Source organism: Staphylococcus agnetis (assembly GCF_011466855.1).
Lineage (GTDB): Bacteria > Bacillota > Bacilli > Staphylococcales > Staphylococcaceae > Staphylococcus > Staphylococcus agnetis.
Map to the genome: position 1 here is coordinate 1,482,998 of NZ_CP045927.1, position 17,100 is coordinate 1,500,097.

The 17,100-nt window shown below is 35.2% G+C and carries 14 protein-coding genes; 2 read left to right on the forward strand and 12 right to left on the reverse strand.

The annotated features are described in order from the left end of the window. Window positions 1–61 precede the first annotated feature (61 nt). The gene (locus GJE18_RS07475) at window positions 62–931 is read left to right on the forward strand and encodes a cation diffusion facilitator family transporter (RefSeq protein ID WP_060551390.1); all 870 of its coding nucleotides are present in this window, start codon (window positions 62–64) and stop codon (window positions 929–931) included. A gap of 77 nt (window positions 932–1,008) precedes the next feature. Here the strand turns inward: GJE18_RS07475 and GJE18_RS07480 are convergent, their stop codons facing one another. The 3 genes from GJE18_RS07480 to GJE18_RS07490 form a co-directional block, all read right to left on the reverse strand. Next, window positions 1,009–4,329 (reverse strand): fibrinogen-binding adhesin SdrG C-terminal domain-containing protein, encoded by a 3,321-nt coding sequence (locus tag GJE18_RS07480; protein ID WP_165886125.1) that lies wholly within the window; start codon window positions 4,327–4,329, stop codon window positions 1,009–1,011. Between the two features lie 409 nt (window positions 4,330–4,738). Continuing rightward, window positions 4,739–5,365, reverse strand: coding sequence for a response regulator (locus GJE18_RS07485; protein WP_107368909.1), 627 nt, complete (start codon window positions 5,363–5,365; stop codon window positions 4,739–4,741). Beyond that, window positions 5,366–6,487, reverse strand: a complete 1,122-nt coding sequence (locus GJE18_RS07490) for a GAF domain-containing sensor histidine kinase (protein WP_107368908.1) — start codon at window positions 6,485–6,487, stop codon at window positions 5,366–5,368. It lies immediately after the preceding gene. Between the two features lie 179 nt (window positions 6,488–6,666). Here GJE18_RS07490 and GJE18_RS07495 point away from each other — a divergent pair, with 179 nt between their 5' ends. Further along, on the forward strand, window positions 6,667–7,497 hold the full coding sequence (locus GJE18_RS07495; protein ID WP_165886126.1) for an RluA family pseudouridine synthase: 831 nt from the start codon (window positions 6,667–6,669) through the stop codon (window positions 7,495–7,497). 37 nt (window positions 7,498–7,534) lie between these two features. Here GJE18_RS07495 and GJE18_RS07500 read toward each other — a convergent pair whose 3' ends face one another. The 9 genes from GJE18_RS07500 to queG form a co-directional block, all read right to left on the reverse strand. Beyond that, complete coding sequence (locus GJE18_RS07500) at window positions 7,535–9,697, reverse strand: RNA degradosome polyphosphate kinase (RefSeq protein ID WP_107368907.1); 2,163 nt, start codon at window positions 9,695–9,697, stop codon at window positions 7,535–7,537. Window positions 9,698–9,791: 94 nt separating this feature from the next. Next, window positions 9,792–11,318 (reverse strand): exopolyphosphatase, encoded by a 1,527-nt coding sequence (gene ppx, locus GJE18_RS07505; RefSeq protein ID WP_165886127.1) that lies wholly within the window; start codon window positions 11,316–11,318, stop codon window positions 9,792–9,794. Between the two features lie 21 nt (window positions 11,319–11,339). Further along, entirely contained in the window at window positions 11,340–12,725 is a 1,386-nt protein-coding gene (fumC, locus tag GJE18_RS07510; RefSeq protein WP_060551397.1) for a class II fumarate hydratase, read from the reverse strand. Window positions 12,726–12,881: 156 nt separating this feature from the next. Beyond that, window positions 12,882–13,283, reverse strand: coding sequence for a hypothetical protein (locus GJE18_RS07515; protein ID WP_107368905.1), 402 nt, complete (start codon window positions 13,281–13,283; stop codon window positions 12,882–12,884). A gap of 158 nt (window positions 13,284–13,441) precedes the next feature. Continuing rightward, entirely contained in the window at window positions 13,442–13,597 is a 156-nt protein-coding gene (locus GJE18_RS07520; protein ID WP_165804964.1) for an SAS053 family DNA gyrase inhibitor, read from the reverse strand. A gap of 18 nt (window positions 13,598–13,615) precedes the next feature. Next, window positions 13,616–14,215 (reverse strand): 6-phosphogluconolactonase, encoded by a 600-nt coding sequence (locus GJE18_RS07525; RefSeq protein ID WP_060551399.1) that lies wholly within the window; start codon window positions 14,213–14,215, stop codon window positions 13,616–13,618. A gap of 17 nt (window positions 14,216–14,232) precedes the next feature. Beyond that, window positions 14,233–15,402 (reverse strand): N-acetylglucosamine-6-phosphate deacetylase, encoded by a 1,170-nt coding sequence (nagA, locus tag GJE18_RS07530; RefSeq protein WP_165886128.1) that lies wholly within the window; start codon window positions 15,400–15,402, stop codon window positions 14,233–14,235. 14 nt (window positions 15,403–15,416) lie between these two features. Continuing rightward, window positions 15,417–15,887, reverse strand: coding sequence for a tRNA (uridine(34)/cytosine(34)/5-carboxymethylaminomethyluridine(34)-2'-O)-methyltransferase TrmL (gene trmL / locus GJE18_RS07535; protein WP_060551401.1), 471 nt, complete (start codon window positions 15,885–15,887; stop codon window positions 15,417–15,419). Window positions 15,888–15,889: 2 nt separating this feature from the next. Beyond that, window positions 15,890–17,017 carry a tRNA epoxyqueuosine(34) reductase QueG gene (queG, locus tag GJE18_RS07540; protein ID WP_107368903.1) on the reverse strand — a complete coding sequence of 376 codons (1,128 nt, stop codon included), beginning with the start codon at window positions 17,015–17,017 and terminating at the stop codon, window positions 15,890–15,892. Between the last annotated feature and the right edge of the window lie 83 nt (window positions 17,018–17,100).

The following is a 17,100-nucleotide window of genomic DNA, read 5'->3' on the forward strand; positions in this document are numbered from 1 at the left end:
ACTAGCAATTAAATGATTTTAGTAGGATAATGATAGAACGTTACATTTTGGAGTGTTGAAAGTGCAAATAGAATATAAACTTTCTCAAGCAAAAAAGGGTGCTTATTTAAGTATTGTGACCTACACTGCTTTAACTATTTTGAAAATTTTATATGGTTGGATAGCTAATAGTCATGGTTTAACCGCAGATGGTATTAATAACGCGACCGATGTAATCAGCTCTGTGGCAATCTTGATTGCATTATATATTTCACAAAAACCAGTCGATAAAAATCACCCTTATGGACATTATCGCTCAGAATTTATTGCATCGTTGATCGCCGCTTTTATTATGTTTGCGGTGAGTATTCAAGTTATCACGACGGGTATTCGTCATTTTTATGAACGCTCTTTTCATGAACCGAGTCATTCTGCAGTCATCGTGGGCTTAATATCAGCACTTGTAATGTTTATGGTCTTTATCTATAATCGAAACCTGTCTAGACGTGTCAATAGCAGTGCCTTAAAAGCGGCGAGCTATGACAATTTATCTGATGCTTTAGTCTCTATAGGTACGGTCATTGGAGTTATTGGCGTTTATATGGGCGTCCCAATGTTAGATACCATTGCCGCTATTATTATTGGTTTACTTATCATGAAAACAAGCATCGATATATTTAAAGAGACAGCAATTACACTTACAGATGGTTATGATGAAGATGCGTTAGATGAAATTTACACTATTATTTCACAAATTAATGGTATCTATGAAATTAGAGATATTAAAGCACGGAGTCACGGTGTAATGTCTTTTATAGATGTTACAATATCAGTGAATCCGCAACTCAATGTGATTGAAAGTCATGAAATCTCAGACCGCATTGAAACTGAATTACAACAACATCTTGGTGAAGTGGAGACAATTGTCCATATTGAACCTCATATATCATAAAATAAGCCCTAAAGTTCGTAAATTGAACTTTAGGGCTTTTACTTATTTATGGGTTTACGCTCTAACTTTATTTATATTTATTCTTTATCTTTTTGCTTACGACGTCTAAATGCGAACACCATACCTAATAATGCCATTACGATGGCCCATATACCAGTTTGTTGCGTTGATTGACCTGTTTCTGGTAAGGACTCAGAACGTTGTGGTTGTGATTGATCTTTGGCGTTATCATGCGTTGTTGCTTCTTGAGATGTCGTAGTGTTATTGGCAGTTAAGTTTTGTTTAGTGTTACTATGTGATACTTCATTTTGTACTAACACCGTTTGATCTTTCATTTTGTTTGTAGAAGTTATAGTGTCATGCTTCGTATTCGTTGTACCTTGACCAGCTTTAATATGGTTGTTTAAAGACGTCGATGGCGATGGATTCGCATTGTTTGTTGTCTGATTCATCTTTTGAGGTTGAAGCGTTGTCTCTTCTTTTACATCTTCAGACGCCGTGCCCTCATCTTTCAATTCATTTGAAGGTTGTGTTTCTGATTTATCTTCCGTCTTAGGTTCTGTCTCTAGCGTATCTGCAGTGACGCGATCCTCTTCTAGCGTTTCTAAAGCATCACTCACATTGTTTTCAGAAGTAACCTCGTTTAATTCTGGTTCATTTTCAATAGATACCGTTGGGTCCTCGTTTATCTTAACCTCTGTTGTAACTTCAGGCTCAGGTACATCTACATTAACTTCATGATTAAATTTAGGAACATTAAAATGATTCACACGGTTTAAATTGATAGAACCAATTCCAGTAATGCGTGTAATTGGATTAAATTGAATAATGTTTCTAAGGTTAAATGAAGGCAGTGTGATAATTGGTTCTACAGGTGAATCTTCTACAACGTCGTTTTCTTCGATTTCTTCCGTTACACCTGTGTTCGATCCTGTCATACCTTCTGGTGTTGTGTCTTCAACATATTCTACCACGTCGTTTTCTTCGATCTCTTCCGTTACACCTGTGTTCGATCCTGTCATGCCTTCTGGCGTCGTGTCCTCAACATAATCTACCACATTACTTTCTTCGATCTCTTCCATTACACCTATGTTGGATCCTGTCATACCTTCTGGTGTCGTGTCTTCAATGTAATCTACCACGTTGCTTTCTTCTATTTCTTCCGTTACACCTGTGTTTATTCCAGTCATGCCTTCTGGCGTCGTGTCTTCAACGTAATCTACCACGTTGCTTTCTTCGATCTCTTCTGTTACACCTGTGTTCGTTCCTGTCATACCTTCTGGCGTCGTGTCTTCAACATAATCTACGACGTTACTTTCTTCTATTTCTTCCGTTACACCTGTGTTCGATCCTGTCATACCTTCTGGTGTTGTGTCTTCAACGTAATCTACCACGTTGCTTTCTTCGATTTCTTCTGTTACGCCTGTATTAGTTCCAGTCATACCTTCTGGCGTCGTGTCCTCAACATAATCAACAATATTTGTATCTTCATAAAATTCTACAGCACCTGCATAAGATCCTGTCACATTATCTGGCAATGTGTTCTCTTCGAACTCGATAGGTGCACTATCAGCAAATTCTTCAGTTACTGTTTCTTGCGCCCCAGTCATACCATCCGGCGTTGTATTTTCTTCAAATTGAATTGGCGCACTATCTTCATATTCCTCTACAACCGTTTCATTTGAGCCACTCACAGTTTCTGGAACTGAATCAAAACTAATAGTTAACGGATCTTCTTCTACTTCAACCATTGGTCCATCATATTGTCCACTTATGGCACCAGTACCTGTGTCTTCAGTAAACACAAAATTATTCGACTCAATTATTGGTTGATCAATACCATTACCAGTACCTTTATTGCTGTAAAATACTACGCCGTTATCCCATTTTACAGACGTGTAATAATATGGGTAAGTAGATGGATAACCAGCTAATTCCGTTCTAAAGTTAAGTTCATTTGCGTTGTTAGAATATTGGCCTTCATACGTAACCACATACGTTTTAGTGAGTTCATTTAAATCTACGTAATATCCACCACTATTTATAGTTAAATTATTTTTAAAAGCATCTGTTACATCTTTAAATAAACTTGTATCAGATGTATTAACGTATACACTTTGATTCAGAGGATTGTTACTTAAATATTCGTAGATTTTAACATTAGGTTGTGTTGTTGTAGGCGCACCACTAGTAATATTACCCGCTAATCTAGAGTTATAAATAGTGCTTTGACTAGGATTTACATACGCAATATGTTTAAACGTATTTGTATTTTTGTCTAAATATTCAATAGAACCATTAATATTAACGCCTCTTAAATTAACACCTTCAAGGTAATCTATAACCACTTCTTTTGATGTTGTTTGTCCATTCAGTGTAGCTGTAATTGTTTGATTCCCTTCGCTTGTCACCACTTTAGGGTCGATAAATAAGTTTAAACTTAAATTCCCTGTTACATTAACTTTATTGTTAATATAATCCGTAAAAGTATAACGAATTGTATTATTATCGATAAGTTGACCTGTGGCCATTACTAAAGATCCATTTAAAATGTCAGGTAATTTTCGAGCTGTAGAAATTCCTGATGTATTGACATTATTGGATAAAACAAAGTCGAAGTAATCTCCTTGTTTCATTCCATCTGGAAATTTCCAATCATATTTTAGTGTGACGCGCTCTGCATTGTGTGGATTTACTGTATTTTTTCCTTCAATTGATGAAGAAATAATTTGAACATTATTAGTAATGTTTGAACCAGTTGTTGCCGTTGAATTTGTTGATGATGAAGTCGTTGTTGAGTTGGATGTGTCTGGTGTTGAAGTTGTCGTTGTTGTAGATGTTTGTTGTGAAGGTGTTGATTCTGTAGGTGATTGCGTTGTAGTTGTCGTTTCTGCTGATGGTGTAGACGTTGTTGTGGTATCTGTTGTTACATTGTTTTCTGTAGATGTTGTTTGAGGTGTAGTATCCATAGATGAACTTGAAGATGATGTCGTTGTTGTACTTGACGTCGTGTCATTGTTCATTACAGTAGCATCAGTAGCCGCTGTGTTTGTAGGTGTTGTTGTCGTGGAGGTTACGTCACTGTTAGGCGGAGTTGGATACATCGCCACTTGATTACCAGATACGTTCGTGGTATTTACATTCGAATCGGTCGTTGTTTGATCAACAATAGATGTTGTTGTTGCACTTCCAGAACTAGAAGTTGACGTGTCACTAGAATCTGGTGATGCCCCTTCTTTTTTCTTTTTACTTGTTTCACTTTGGCCAGGTAATATTTCTGCAGCACTAACTTTTTCCTCAGTAATGAGTCCAAAAAAGACGAAAAGTCCTAATAATACTGATGATGCCCCTGCTTTATATTTGCGAATACTATGTCTTTGTTTAACTTTTTTCTTCAAATAAATTCCTCCAATATATCCCTTAATTCTCCCTAATTTATAGCAGCATTGAGTATCATATCATTTATGGACGTAAAAAGATATCATGAAATTTAATATTTAAGCGAGATTTAATGTTACACTTTGAAGTCTTTAATACGATAATATTGTTATATTACACCTCAAGAAAATGATTTACAAAGTACTTGCTTTGAATGTAAATAATCAATCTGAATTATTAATTAAACTGTAAACCGTATGTCGAACAATTTATAAAAACTGATGGTAAATACAAACTTTCTCTCACTGTTCATTAATAGTACGTTTTACCATCATCTTCACTTTTTTAAACCATAGCACATTATTGGACAATAAAAAATGAGACGATCATTGTCATGTTTGAGTCGTCTCATTCTTCAATATATCGTGTTTAAATTAGGTTATTTTCCATTGCATAAATCGCTGCTTGAGTCCGGTCTGATACTTGTAATTTATTAAAAATATGACTGACATGCGTTTTAATGGTTTTTTCTGAAACAAATAAATGTGCCGCAATTTCTTTATTGGTTTTGCCTTTAACCATTTCTTTCAACACTTCTGTTTCTCGTTTTGACAATTTATTCACATGATGCGGTTTAGTCACTACGTTATTCATTACGGCTTCCGCTTCTTTATGAACAACACGTGCACCAGCAATCACTTGATCAATAGCACTAATCAATTGTTCCGCTTCAACATCTTTCATTTGATAGCCATCTGCCCCCTCTTCTAAAGCAGACATGACGTGTTCATCATCTACATAGCTTGTAAGTACCAATACTTTTATATGTGGGTAGCTTTTTTTGATTTCATGAATTAATTCAATCCCGTTCATTTCTGGCATTACTAAGTCAACAAGAATTAATTGAGGATTGATTTCGTTTGTTTGTAACGCCGAAAGTAAGTCTTTGCCTCGTCCATAACTCCCGACAACTTGAAAATCATCCTTAGTAGCAATCAAAAATTCCAAACCTTGTCTTACGATATAATGATCATCTACCAGTGCAATAGATTTCATTTACTCACTTCCTTTTCGGTGTAGTGGAATTTCAATATTAATTTTAACGCCTTGCGTGCCATCAATTGTAAAGTGTCCATTTAATAAGGCTACTCGCTGTTTTATATGTGATAAACCGTGTTGTCCTTTGTCATCAATGTTACGGGGATTGAACCCTTCACCTTTATCATAAATTTGAACAGCAAGTCGTTCACTACTTTGATTTAAATCTACATATACAATGGCGACATTCGCATGCTTCTTACTATTATTCATTGCCTCTTGGATGATTCGATACGCATGTACTTCTACTTTACGGTCTAAATCAATTAAACCATGAACTTTAATATCAACATCTATGTGGATCAATTGCGCATATTGTTTAATGGCATGAACGAGACCTTGTTCTAAGCCAACAGGTTTCAATTGCCAGATTAATGCGCGCATTTCATTGACAGCGTTTTGGCTCGTTTGTTCAATTTGATAAAAAGCCTTTTTTGAAGTCGGCTCATAAGACATCTGTCCCGCCGCATGTGCAGTTAATTTCAAAGAAAACAACATTTGATTGACTGAATCGTGTAAATCTCGTGCAAGTCGATTACGTTCATTAATTAAAGCAGCCTCTTTTTCTTGATCTGTTAAATAGATGCGCTTTATTGCTGAACCAATTTGAAATGCGACTGATTCTAGTAATTCCAAATCTTCATCAGAATAATGTGTCGTATGAGGTGTGGCGACATTCAATAATCCAAATTGTTCATTCCCAGAACGTAACGGCACCGTAGCATGGTGGGTTATATCTTCTGTATCATCTTTGAACTCTTGACTTGCCAAATTAATTCTTGAGCAATTAATAATATTAGAAGCTTTCGTTAATTTTTTATTATGATACGATTGGACACACCAACAAGGACCTTCTGTCATATATTTACAGTCATGACTTGTCAAAGCACGCGGTAATTCATAATCTGCTTCTAAAGTATGCGCCCCATTCTCATCAATAAAAAATACCCAACCTGTCGTAAAATCACTACCTTGAATTAGAGACTTAAGCGCGCCATGTAACATAGGTTCTAATTCTGTTTCTTCGTTCAAAAATTCAGCTATTTCTTTTAATAATGCAAGGCGTGTTGGTTTCTCCATATGATCACTCCAAAGTTTCACTTATCTCATAGTATACACGTGAATAATTGTCTCGCAAAATGCAAATGTTTATCGTTTATTTAAAAGTGCGTGATTTTAAAGAGATGCTTTAATAAACTTAAAAATGTAAAATACATCCCACTTAAATATGGTATGATAGTTGAGATAAGGAGGCTATTATGAAATTTACTGTAGCAGAACCGTTTGATCAAATGCGTTTAAGAGAGATATTTAAAGCTTTAAAATTACCTAAAAAAGATTTACATTTACTGAACATGTCTAAAGAAATTTTAGTAAATGATGAAATGACAACGCTTAATCATATAGTGAAAAGCGGAGATGAGGTTGTTCTTCCTTTACCTATTGAACAAAGTCAATATGTCCCAAGTTACCGATATGCGCATATTGCTTATGAAGATGATTATTTAGCAGTAGTCTATAAACCAAAAGGTGTGAAAACACATCCGAATGACTTAAAAGAAAGTAATACGTTGATGAATCATGTTATTTATACGTTAAATGTTGATTATGTCGAACCTATTCACCGTTTGGATCAAGAAACGGTAGGCTTATTAATTGTTGCGAAGCATCCGATTGTTAAGAAAATCTTAGATCGTATGTTAGAGGATAACGACATACATCGTATTTACCGCGCAGAAGTCAATAGTCTTTTACCATTGAAACCTCAAACAATTGATCAGCCAATTGGTAAAGACAAATTTCACCCAAATAAACGTCGCATTTCACCAACAGGTCAACGTGCGATTACTCATATTTTAGATTCTAAATTACTTAAAGAAGGTGTGTGTGAAGTCCATCTCAAACTTGATACTGGCCGTACGCATCAAATTAGAGTACATTTAGCAGCATTAGGCTATCCTGTAATTGGTGACCCTTTATACGGGCATTCTAAGTTACGACAACTTAAACTTGAAAGTTATCAAGTGCGCTTTAAACATCCTATTTTACAACGTGAAATCAATGTGTCATTAGATGATATCAAACCTTAAAAAACATCTGTCATGAAAATCCATGACAGATGCTTTTTTATTTTCTATTAAATTTCTTTTTAAACCGATTTACCCAGTTGGACTTAGGTCTCACGGGTTGTCCAGTTTCTACGATATTTTCTTTTTTTAAATTCACACCATATGTGATGGCTTCATCCATAAGTGCTTCTTGTGAATTAAGCGGTGCTTGGTCATTTTGAACGTAATGATATTCCCCATAACGATCTTGATAACGTCCTTTTTGATTATCGTTTAACTGTAATTCTAGGTAAGCAACAAGGCGTCTTGCGATTTTTTGGTTCAACACAGGGAATAAGATTTCGACGCGTTTGATCATATTACGAGTCATCATATCGGCTGATGATAAATACACTTTTTCATCACCATTATTATAAAAATAATAAATACGAGAATGTTCTAATAAGCGCCCTACGATACTCACAACTTCGATATTGTCACTCACACCTGGAATACCTGGTTTCAAACAACAAATACCGCGAATGATGAGTTTAATCTTCACACCTGCTTGAGAGGCTTCAAATAATTTTTTAATTAATGCTTTATCAGTAAGTGAATTCATTTTCATCATCATTTTGCCATTTCCATATTTCAAATGGCTCTGTACTTCTTCATCGATACGTTCAATAAATAAATCGCGAATTTCATAGGGTGATACGTTTAATTGATGATAATCCGGTTTGATTGAGTAACCGCTTAAATAGTTGAAGAAACTCATCGCATCTTTTCCAATATCACTGTTTGTAGTGATAATACCCATATCTGTATACAATTTCGCTGTTTTATCATTGTAGTTACCTGTACCGAGATGCACAAATGGTACGAGCTGTCCTTGAATACGCTTAATGATTAATGTGATTTTACTGTGTGTTTTTAAATGTGTCATGCCATACATGACATGACACCCTGCTTCCTCTAACATACGTGCCCAATGCACATTATTTTCTTCATCAAATCGCGCTTTCAATTCAACCAATACTGTTACTTGCTTTCCATTTTCAGCAGCGTTTTTAAGTGCTTCAATAATAGGTGAATCACTGCTCACTCGATATAAAGTCTGCTTAATCGCAATCGTATCAGGATCTTCTGAAGCTTCTTTAATAAAGTCAACGATTGGATCAAAAGATTCATATGGATGATGGAAGAAAATATCACGTTTCATTGCCAAATCAAATATATTATTATTCCCCAAAGATTGCGGTAATTGAGGCGTATAACGTGGATATTTTAAATCTTTTAATTTGTTAGATAAATGATCTACTAATGCGAAAACCATCGTTAAATCTAATGGTCCATCTGTTAAATACACATCCGCTTCATCTAACTCTAAAATATCAGTTAACCAATCTAAATTATTCTCAGGATGTGAACGATTATCTATTTCTAGGCGAACTGCCGCACCACTTTTACGTTCTTTTAGAAAGCGCTCTATTTCAATAAGTAAATCTTCTGCGCCATCCTCATGAATTGTTAAATCAGCATTTCGGGTGATACGGAATGTATACGTATTTAGAATTTCGTATCCTTTAAATAAATGCCCCATAAAGTAACTAATTAAATCCTCAATCAAAATAATATAATGTTTATTGCCTTCATTAATGGAAATAAAACGTTTTAATAATGCCGGTATTTGTACAATTGCAGAATTAATTTCATTACCTGTATCGATATCCACAAAAATATTTAATGTTTTATTATTTAGTTTTGGAAACGGACGATATGCATCTATACCTAACGGTGTTAATGTAGGTAGAATTTCATTTAAGAAAATGGTTTCTAAACGTTCAATTAACGTTTCACTCAAATCTTCAGGTTGACTGACGTATACATCATGGTCTTTTAATGCTTCGATGAGTTCGTTATATCGTTGGTATTGAAACGCTACATTTTTACGGTTTTTCTTTTCAATCTCAGCTAGTTGTTCTGTCGGTGTCATTTGTGTTTTATTTTCAGGCTTATCAAATCCCATTTTAACTTGATCTTTTAACCCTGCCACTCGAACCATAAAAAATTCATCCAAGTTTGAACTTCCAATTGCGATAAAATTAAGTTGTTCTAACAGTGGATTTGATGTATCGCATGCTTCTTGAAGTACGCGATAATTAAAATCTAACCAGCTGACTTCCCTGTTATTGTAGTAACTTGGGTGATTAATGTCTAAATTAGTATTCTTATTTGTCACTTGTTCACTTCACCTCATTAATAAATCCCAAAGGTCTTTTCATACTTAATTTTAGAATAACATAACATGCTTTCCGGTAAACATAGAGCCACGGTTAAGATTTAGTAAAGTTAATTTTAACGTCGTCTTTTAGCACTTTCTCTAAATGCTTTTTCTGACGAAGTGTTTGGTATGCTTCAGCAATTGGTTCCCCGCGATAATAGACATCGAGTTGGAAACCGTCTTTATCTTTTGTCAATGTCATGCGATTCACTGTATTTGTATTAGAAATATTCATCGCATTGACAAATTTTACAATGCCACCTAACGTTTGAATATCACTTAATTCCTCTGAAGCGAACCATCCTGTTTCGTCACTGTAAAATTTCAATAACGTTTTATTTTTAAAGCTTGCGAGTAAAGCGAGTGTGACGCGTTCTTTGTGTGTTAACCCATTAATACTTGAATTGGCAATTAAATAATACGTATGTTGAGAACTAGAATCTGAATCTATGAACTTACCAAGATAATAAAGGTAAGCAGCTTCTAAAAACAACTGTTGAAGCGCGTCATTAATATCAAGTGCTCTAAATTTAGAAATTTGATCAAATAATGACGATGCAAGTTTGACACGTTGTTTCGCACCACTTTGTTCGATATGATATTCGTTTGCTAGATGTTTTAAAGCATCTTGTCGCACGTGATGTCTTGAAAACTCGCCAGGATAGGCGTTCGCGATTTGATTCATGATAAAGCCTTCTCGAATACCTTTACGTGAAAACGTAAATGCACTGGCATCAATCATGTCGTACAATGTATTAAATACAGCAACAGCTGGTAAAATGATATCAGCACGATCACGACTTAACCCATCTAAAGTTGTTAAGTCATCTCGTGATGTTTTTTTCAACAGTTGATACACTTCTTTCAATCCTTCAAATGTCATCGTATAGCCATGCACACCTGCAATAGGATATTGATGTGTAGATTGATGAATACGTGCACAGTTTCGTGCTGAACCACCTATACCAATTAAAGGAACGTGTTGGTTATTTATCCAATCCAATTTCCCGAATTCATTTTTCAAAAATTTTTCCATTTTCTTAATCGCATCTTTGTCATTATGATCCTTATTTTCAAAGAACATTCTTGAAAGTGTAACAACGCCAAATGGAAAACTTGTAGCTTGTTTAATTCTACGGTTCTCAAAATACGTGAGTTCAGTAGACCCACCACCGATATCTACTGTAATACCATGATTGATGCCTGTCGTATGTGTTACTGCATAAGACCCATAAAAAACCTCATCTTCTTCTGGAATTAAAATAATTTCGAGCCCCACTTTTTTCTTAACGTGTTTCAATATCTCTTTTTTATTCGTAGATTGGCGAATGGCAGCAGTAGCAATAGGAAATAAATTGTCGACTTTAAATTTATCTGCCACTTTTTTAAAACTGTGTAATGCTTCAGTTAAAACTTTAATTCCTTCGTCAGACATCTTATGTTTATCGTCTAAATATTGACTTAGTCTCGCTGGTGTTTTAATATTTTGAATTTCATTGAGTCCGGTTTCTTGGTTATATTGGAAAATTACTAAACGAATCGTATTCGATCCGATATCGATTAAACCATTTCGTTCCATTGCTGCAAAAATCCTCCTTAATTACTTCGGATGTACCATATCTTCGGGTTTAATCCACGCATTAAATTGTTCTTCAGTTAAGTGACCAGATTGAATTGCTGCTTCTTTTAACGTTAAGCCTTCTTTGTGCGCTTTTTTAGCAATTGATGCCGCATTTTCATACCCGATGTGAGGGTTCAATGCAGTTACAAGCATTAATGAACGATTTAAATAACGATCAATATTGTCTTCAATCGGTTCAATACCTACAGCACAATTGTCATTAAATGTATTCATACCATCAGCTAGTAAATAAATGGATTGTAACGTATTGTGCAAGATGACAGGTTTAAATACATTAAGTTCAAAATTACCTTGTGAACTGGAAAAGCCTACTACAGCATCATTACCCATTACTTGTGCTGCAACCATTGTTAACATTTCACATTGTGTAGGGTTCACTTTCCCAGGCATAATTGATGAACCTGGTTCATTTTCTGGAATTGAAATTTCCGCAAGCCCTGCACGCGGACCTGATGCCAACCAACGAATGTCATTAGCAATTTTCATTAAATCTCCAGCTAACGCTTTCAAAGAACCATGTAATTGGACGACTTCATCATGTGCTGTTAATGCATGGAATTTATTTTCAGAAGATACAAATGGATAGCCTGTATTTTGTGAAATGTAATGCGCCACTTTGTCGCCAAATTCTGGATGTGCATTAATACCTGTACCTACTGCTGTACCTCCAATGGCTAAATTAAGAATATGCTTTTTAGACTCTGTGAGCAGTTGTTCACATACATCTAACATATAGCGCCATCCACTAATCTCTTGCCCTAATGTTATCGGCGTTGCATCCTGAAGATGGGTACGGCCAATTTTTATGATGTTTTTAAATTCAGATTCTTTTTTATAGAATGTGTCACGTAAACGTTTTAAAGCTGGTTCCAATTTAGATTCAATTTCATGATATAAAGCAACGTGCATCGCAGTCGGAAATGTATCATTAGAGCTTTGAGATTTATTTACATCATCGTTAGGATGAATATGTTCATCCATACCTTGTTCTTTTAAATACGCGTTTGCGACATAACTCACTACTTCATTGACGTTCATGTTACTTTGTGTTCCGCTTCCAGTTTGCCACACAACTAATGGAAAATGTTCATCTAATTCACCATTTAAAATACGGTCACATGCATACACAATCGCTTCTTTTTTTGCGTCACTCAACTTGCCTAATGCATGATTTGCTAATGCTGCACCACGTTTTAATTGCGCAAAGCCATATATCACTTCGATAGGCATTTTTTCTTTACCTACTGGAAAGTTTTGTTTACTTCGTTGTGTTTGAGCACCCCAATATTTATCTGCTGGCACTTCAATTTCACCGAAAGTATCATGTTCAATTCTTACTGACATTTAGATTCGCTCCCCTTTAATAATATGTATCTTCACTTAAATTATAGCATTAAATAAAAACAAGGTTCAATTGCGTGCATGCGTACAATATAAAAAAGATGAAAGCGTTTTTAACTTTCATCTTTTTATATCGATAAGGCAAGATTTAATTTTATATTACGAAGTAAATTTATGTTTCGTAGCTTGTACAATAGCCACTGCAGTCAAAATATAAAGGATGAGCCCGAGCGCTAACGTTATTGGACTAAACATAATAAAAAAACCTAAAATTCCAGAAAGTGATGTATAAAGTTCTTTAAGATAAATGAATAATGCCACCGTTACTGCAATACAACATAATACACTGATTACAATGCCCTTTTGATTATTATGTATAAACACGTTTGCATTCACATCTTCTTCAAACAAACCATTTGAAAGATTCATTTGCATTTTTACAACTTTAAAAAGGATCGGCAAATATAACGTCCCGAGTGCAAGGGGAAATCCCTTAATTGAAATTAAATTGATGAGTGTAGAAGCAATAAGTAGCGGCACCCACATCTGATAAAGTTTCATATATTAACACCTTTCATAGTACCATTTCTGTCGTATATTATAATTTATCTTTCTTCATAAAACAACGCACGCTCCTACTACGATGTCACTCAATAACAAATTAATATATAAAAAGAGTGAGGGTCATCATGTGATAAACACCCCACTCTAGTTTCACATTATTGATCTGAACGAATATTCGGGTCATGTGATTGATTGACTTTATCTTGATCATTTGTCTCAGAAATCTGTTCCATTTCTTTACCTAATTGAACGAGATCTTCGAAATTATCTACCATTTCATTTTCATGTTCAATATGCTTTTCATCAGACATTACATCACCCCAGTTCTATTATGCATAAAGAGAAGTGAAATATTCTCTTACGTCATCCGGTAATCCTTGAGCTGCAGCTTCATCAAGAATCACATTCACCATACGGTGTGTTTTCAAACTAGAAGGAATAAAGCTCGTATTACCATTATCCTCATATAATTTTTTAATCACATCCGCTTTATCGCTTCCAGTCACAACAACAAAAATCTCGCGTGCTGGTTTTAAGCCATTATTAACAGGGACACCAAATTCCCCTTTATTATTAATAGACACTACTTGTAATGTAAGTTTACCTTTATTGTCTTTCGTTTTCGCTTTTTGTTCAATGAATTTTTCTACTTCGTCTTCTTCTGGGATTTCATGAATTTGTTTTTCAGGTACACCAAGAGCCTTAAAATATGACGCTTGTTTATCATAATCTAAAATGTGAATTTGACTAAAATCAACTGCATGGTCGTTAACATTATGTTTTAAATAGTCAAAGACAGGCGCTTCCTCTTCACTAAGATGAAATCCTGCTATCGTCGTTGGATTATTATTAAATTGTTTTCGAATGATATCTGCCGCATAAACCGCTACAGTATCTTTGTCTTTAAATACTTTAAAGTTCATTGCCATATTCTTACACTCCTCTATTATGCATTCTTGTCATTAACATTATTACATACATACCCCATCTTGATTGTTTTTAAAACATTGATATCGTCATCTACTATAACGATATCTGCATGTTTACCTTCACGGATGCTACCTTTTTGATGAAGTATATTTAATGCCTTAGCTTGATTATAACTTGTTACACGCCATAAATCTTCTAAATTCCGATGCGTATAATGAATTAAATTTTTTAATCCTTCATTCATTTTTAAAATACTACCTGCAAGTGCACCATTTTCAAGTCGGGCAGTTTCATGCGTTACAGTTACGTTTTGACCACCCAAGTCGTATTCTCCAGGTCCTAAACCTTTGGCACGCATCGCATCTGTAATTAAAAACATGTGAGATAATCCGTTCATTTTAAAAGCAATATCAACGGATGTTGGATGTGAATGTATACCGTCACCAATTAATTCACAACGTAGAAACGGATTTGTCCATGCTGCACCGAACACACCAGGATCGCGATGAGTAAATGGTGTGGCCGCATTGTATAAATGAGTAATATGTTTTACACCGCATTGAACCGCTACGTTCGCTTCGTCATAAGTAGCTACTGTATGGCCCATCGAAAAAATAATGTCATTACTATAAGCTTTAATAACATCGTGTGCACCCTCCACTTCTGGTGCAATTGTAATGATTTTAATGAGTTGATTAGCCGCTTTTTGAAATGCATTTAATTGTGCTATCGTAGGACGTTGCACATATTTGGGGTTTTGCGCCCCAACTTTATGTTCAGAAATAAATGGTCCTTCTAAATGTACACCTAAAATTTCAGCTTCATGAGTAGTTTGTTGTTGTTGATAATGTGCAATGGTATGTAACGCATCGATAATTGCTTCATTCGATTGCGTCATAGTCGTTGCAAGGTAACTTGTTGTTCCTTCTGACAAAAGATTTTTAGATAAATGTTTTAGACCTTCTTCATCCGCATCCATCGCATCGTGACCATAGCCTCCATGAATATGGATATCGATAAAACCAGGTAAAATGTGACTTCCAGAAACATGAATAACATCTAAATCGCCTTCATAAGGTTCATGGCCAATGTACGAAATAAGGCCGTCTTTAATTTTTAAATATCCATTATCAATCACACCATCTTCAGTATAAATCTTACCGCCCTGTAAAATGTATTCTGACATATCTGATCTCCTCTTTATTGTAAATTCGGATACCCTTGTTGTCTTAATGCTTCATAAATTAAAATCGCAGCTGTGTTAGATAAATTAAGTGCTCTTACATTATCGTTCATTGGTATACGCATTGCCGTATTTTTATAAGTGTCTTTAACCCAATCAGGTAATCCTGTTGTTTCTTTGCCAAAAATAAAATAATGATTTGTATTCGTATCTGAAAAATCTAAAGATGTATGATTCTTTGATCCAAATTTCGTTAATAAATAATATTCACCTTCAGTTGATTCGAAAAACGCTTCGATACTATCATGATATGTGATATTAACAAATTGCCAGTAATCTAAACCAGCACGACGCAACATTTTATCATCAGTACTAAACCCTAATGGGCGAATCAAATGTAAGTGAGTATCTGTCGCAGCACATGTACGTGCGATATTTCCTGTATTTGCAGGTATTTCAGGTTGATATAATACAACATGAATAGTCATTTCTATAGTCTCCTCATTTCTAAACCTTTTATCATTTCTTGTTGAACTTCTTCTAATTCATCATCATAACGTGACATAATGTATTCTCGTGCTGCTTCCCCTAATATTTGACCAATCGCCCAATACGCTGTACCCCTTATCATAGGACGTGGATCATCTTCAGCAACCTGTTTTAAATCAGGTATTGCTGTTGTTTCGTTAAAATGTGCTAACGCGATGATCGCATTACGTTGAATTGGCTTTTTACCCCGCCATGCACCGGCCAAATGTCCATAAGTTGCTTTAAATTCTTTATTAGACATTTGTAAAAGTGGAACTAATTTAGGTTTCAATATTTCTGGCTCAAGAATAATATCTTCTTGTTCTGTATTAATCCCTCTATTTTTTGGACATACTTGCTGACACGTATCACATCCATAGAGACGATTGCCTATCTTATATCGATATTCATCTTTTAAATAACCTTTTGTTTGTGTTAAATAACTGATACATTTCTGGCTGTTGAGCTGACCATTCCCTACTAACGCACCTGTAGGACAGCGATCAACACAAATCGTACACTCTCCGCAACTATCCAAAATTTGCTCATCAGGAGGGAAAGGTAAGTTGATTAACATTTCGCCAAGATACGTCCATGTGCCGAGCTCAGGATTAATGACAAAGCCATTTCGACCCGTAAACCCTAAACCAGCACGTTCAGCTACTGCGCGATCAGATAAAACACCCGTATCAACCATTGACATGATTTCAACATCAGGTACTTTAGATTGAATAAACGCCGCCAAATCATCTAAACGTCTACGCATAATTGTATGATAATCTTGCCCCCATGACGCCCGAGCAAACATGCCTCTACGTTCACCTCGAACACTTTTGGGTGCATTTTTTAACTTATTAGGATATCCTACTGCAATCGCAATAATGGATTCTGCTGAAGACATAGATAATTTAGGTTCTACCCTTAACGCTATGTCAGATTCTTCAAAGCCTGAGGCATATCCTTTAGTGTGGTATTCTATTAACTTGTTTTTCAGTTCATCAAATGGATCTGCCGTTGTAAATCCTATGTCATCAATACCAATTTGATGTGCATATGCAATGATTTCTTGTTTTAACGTTACTAAATCCATCTCAATCACCTCACAAAGTCACGCTATTATTTTACCATAATTTCAAACAGACGCTTCACTAAAAATTTTGATTCAAAGGCTTC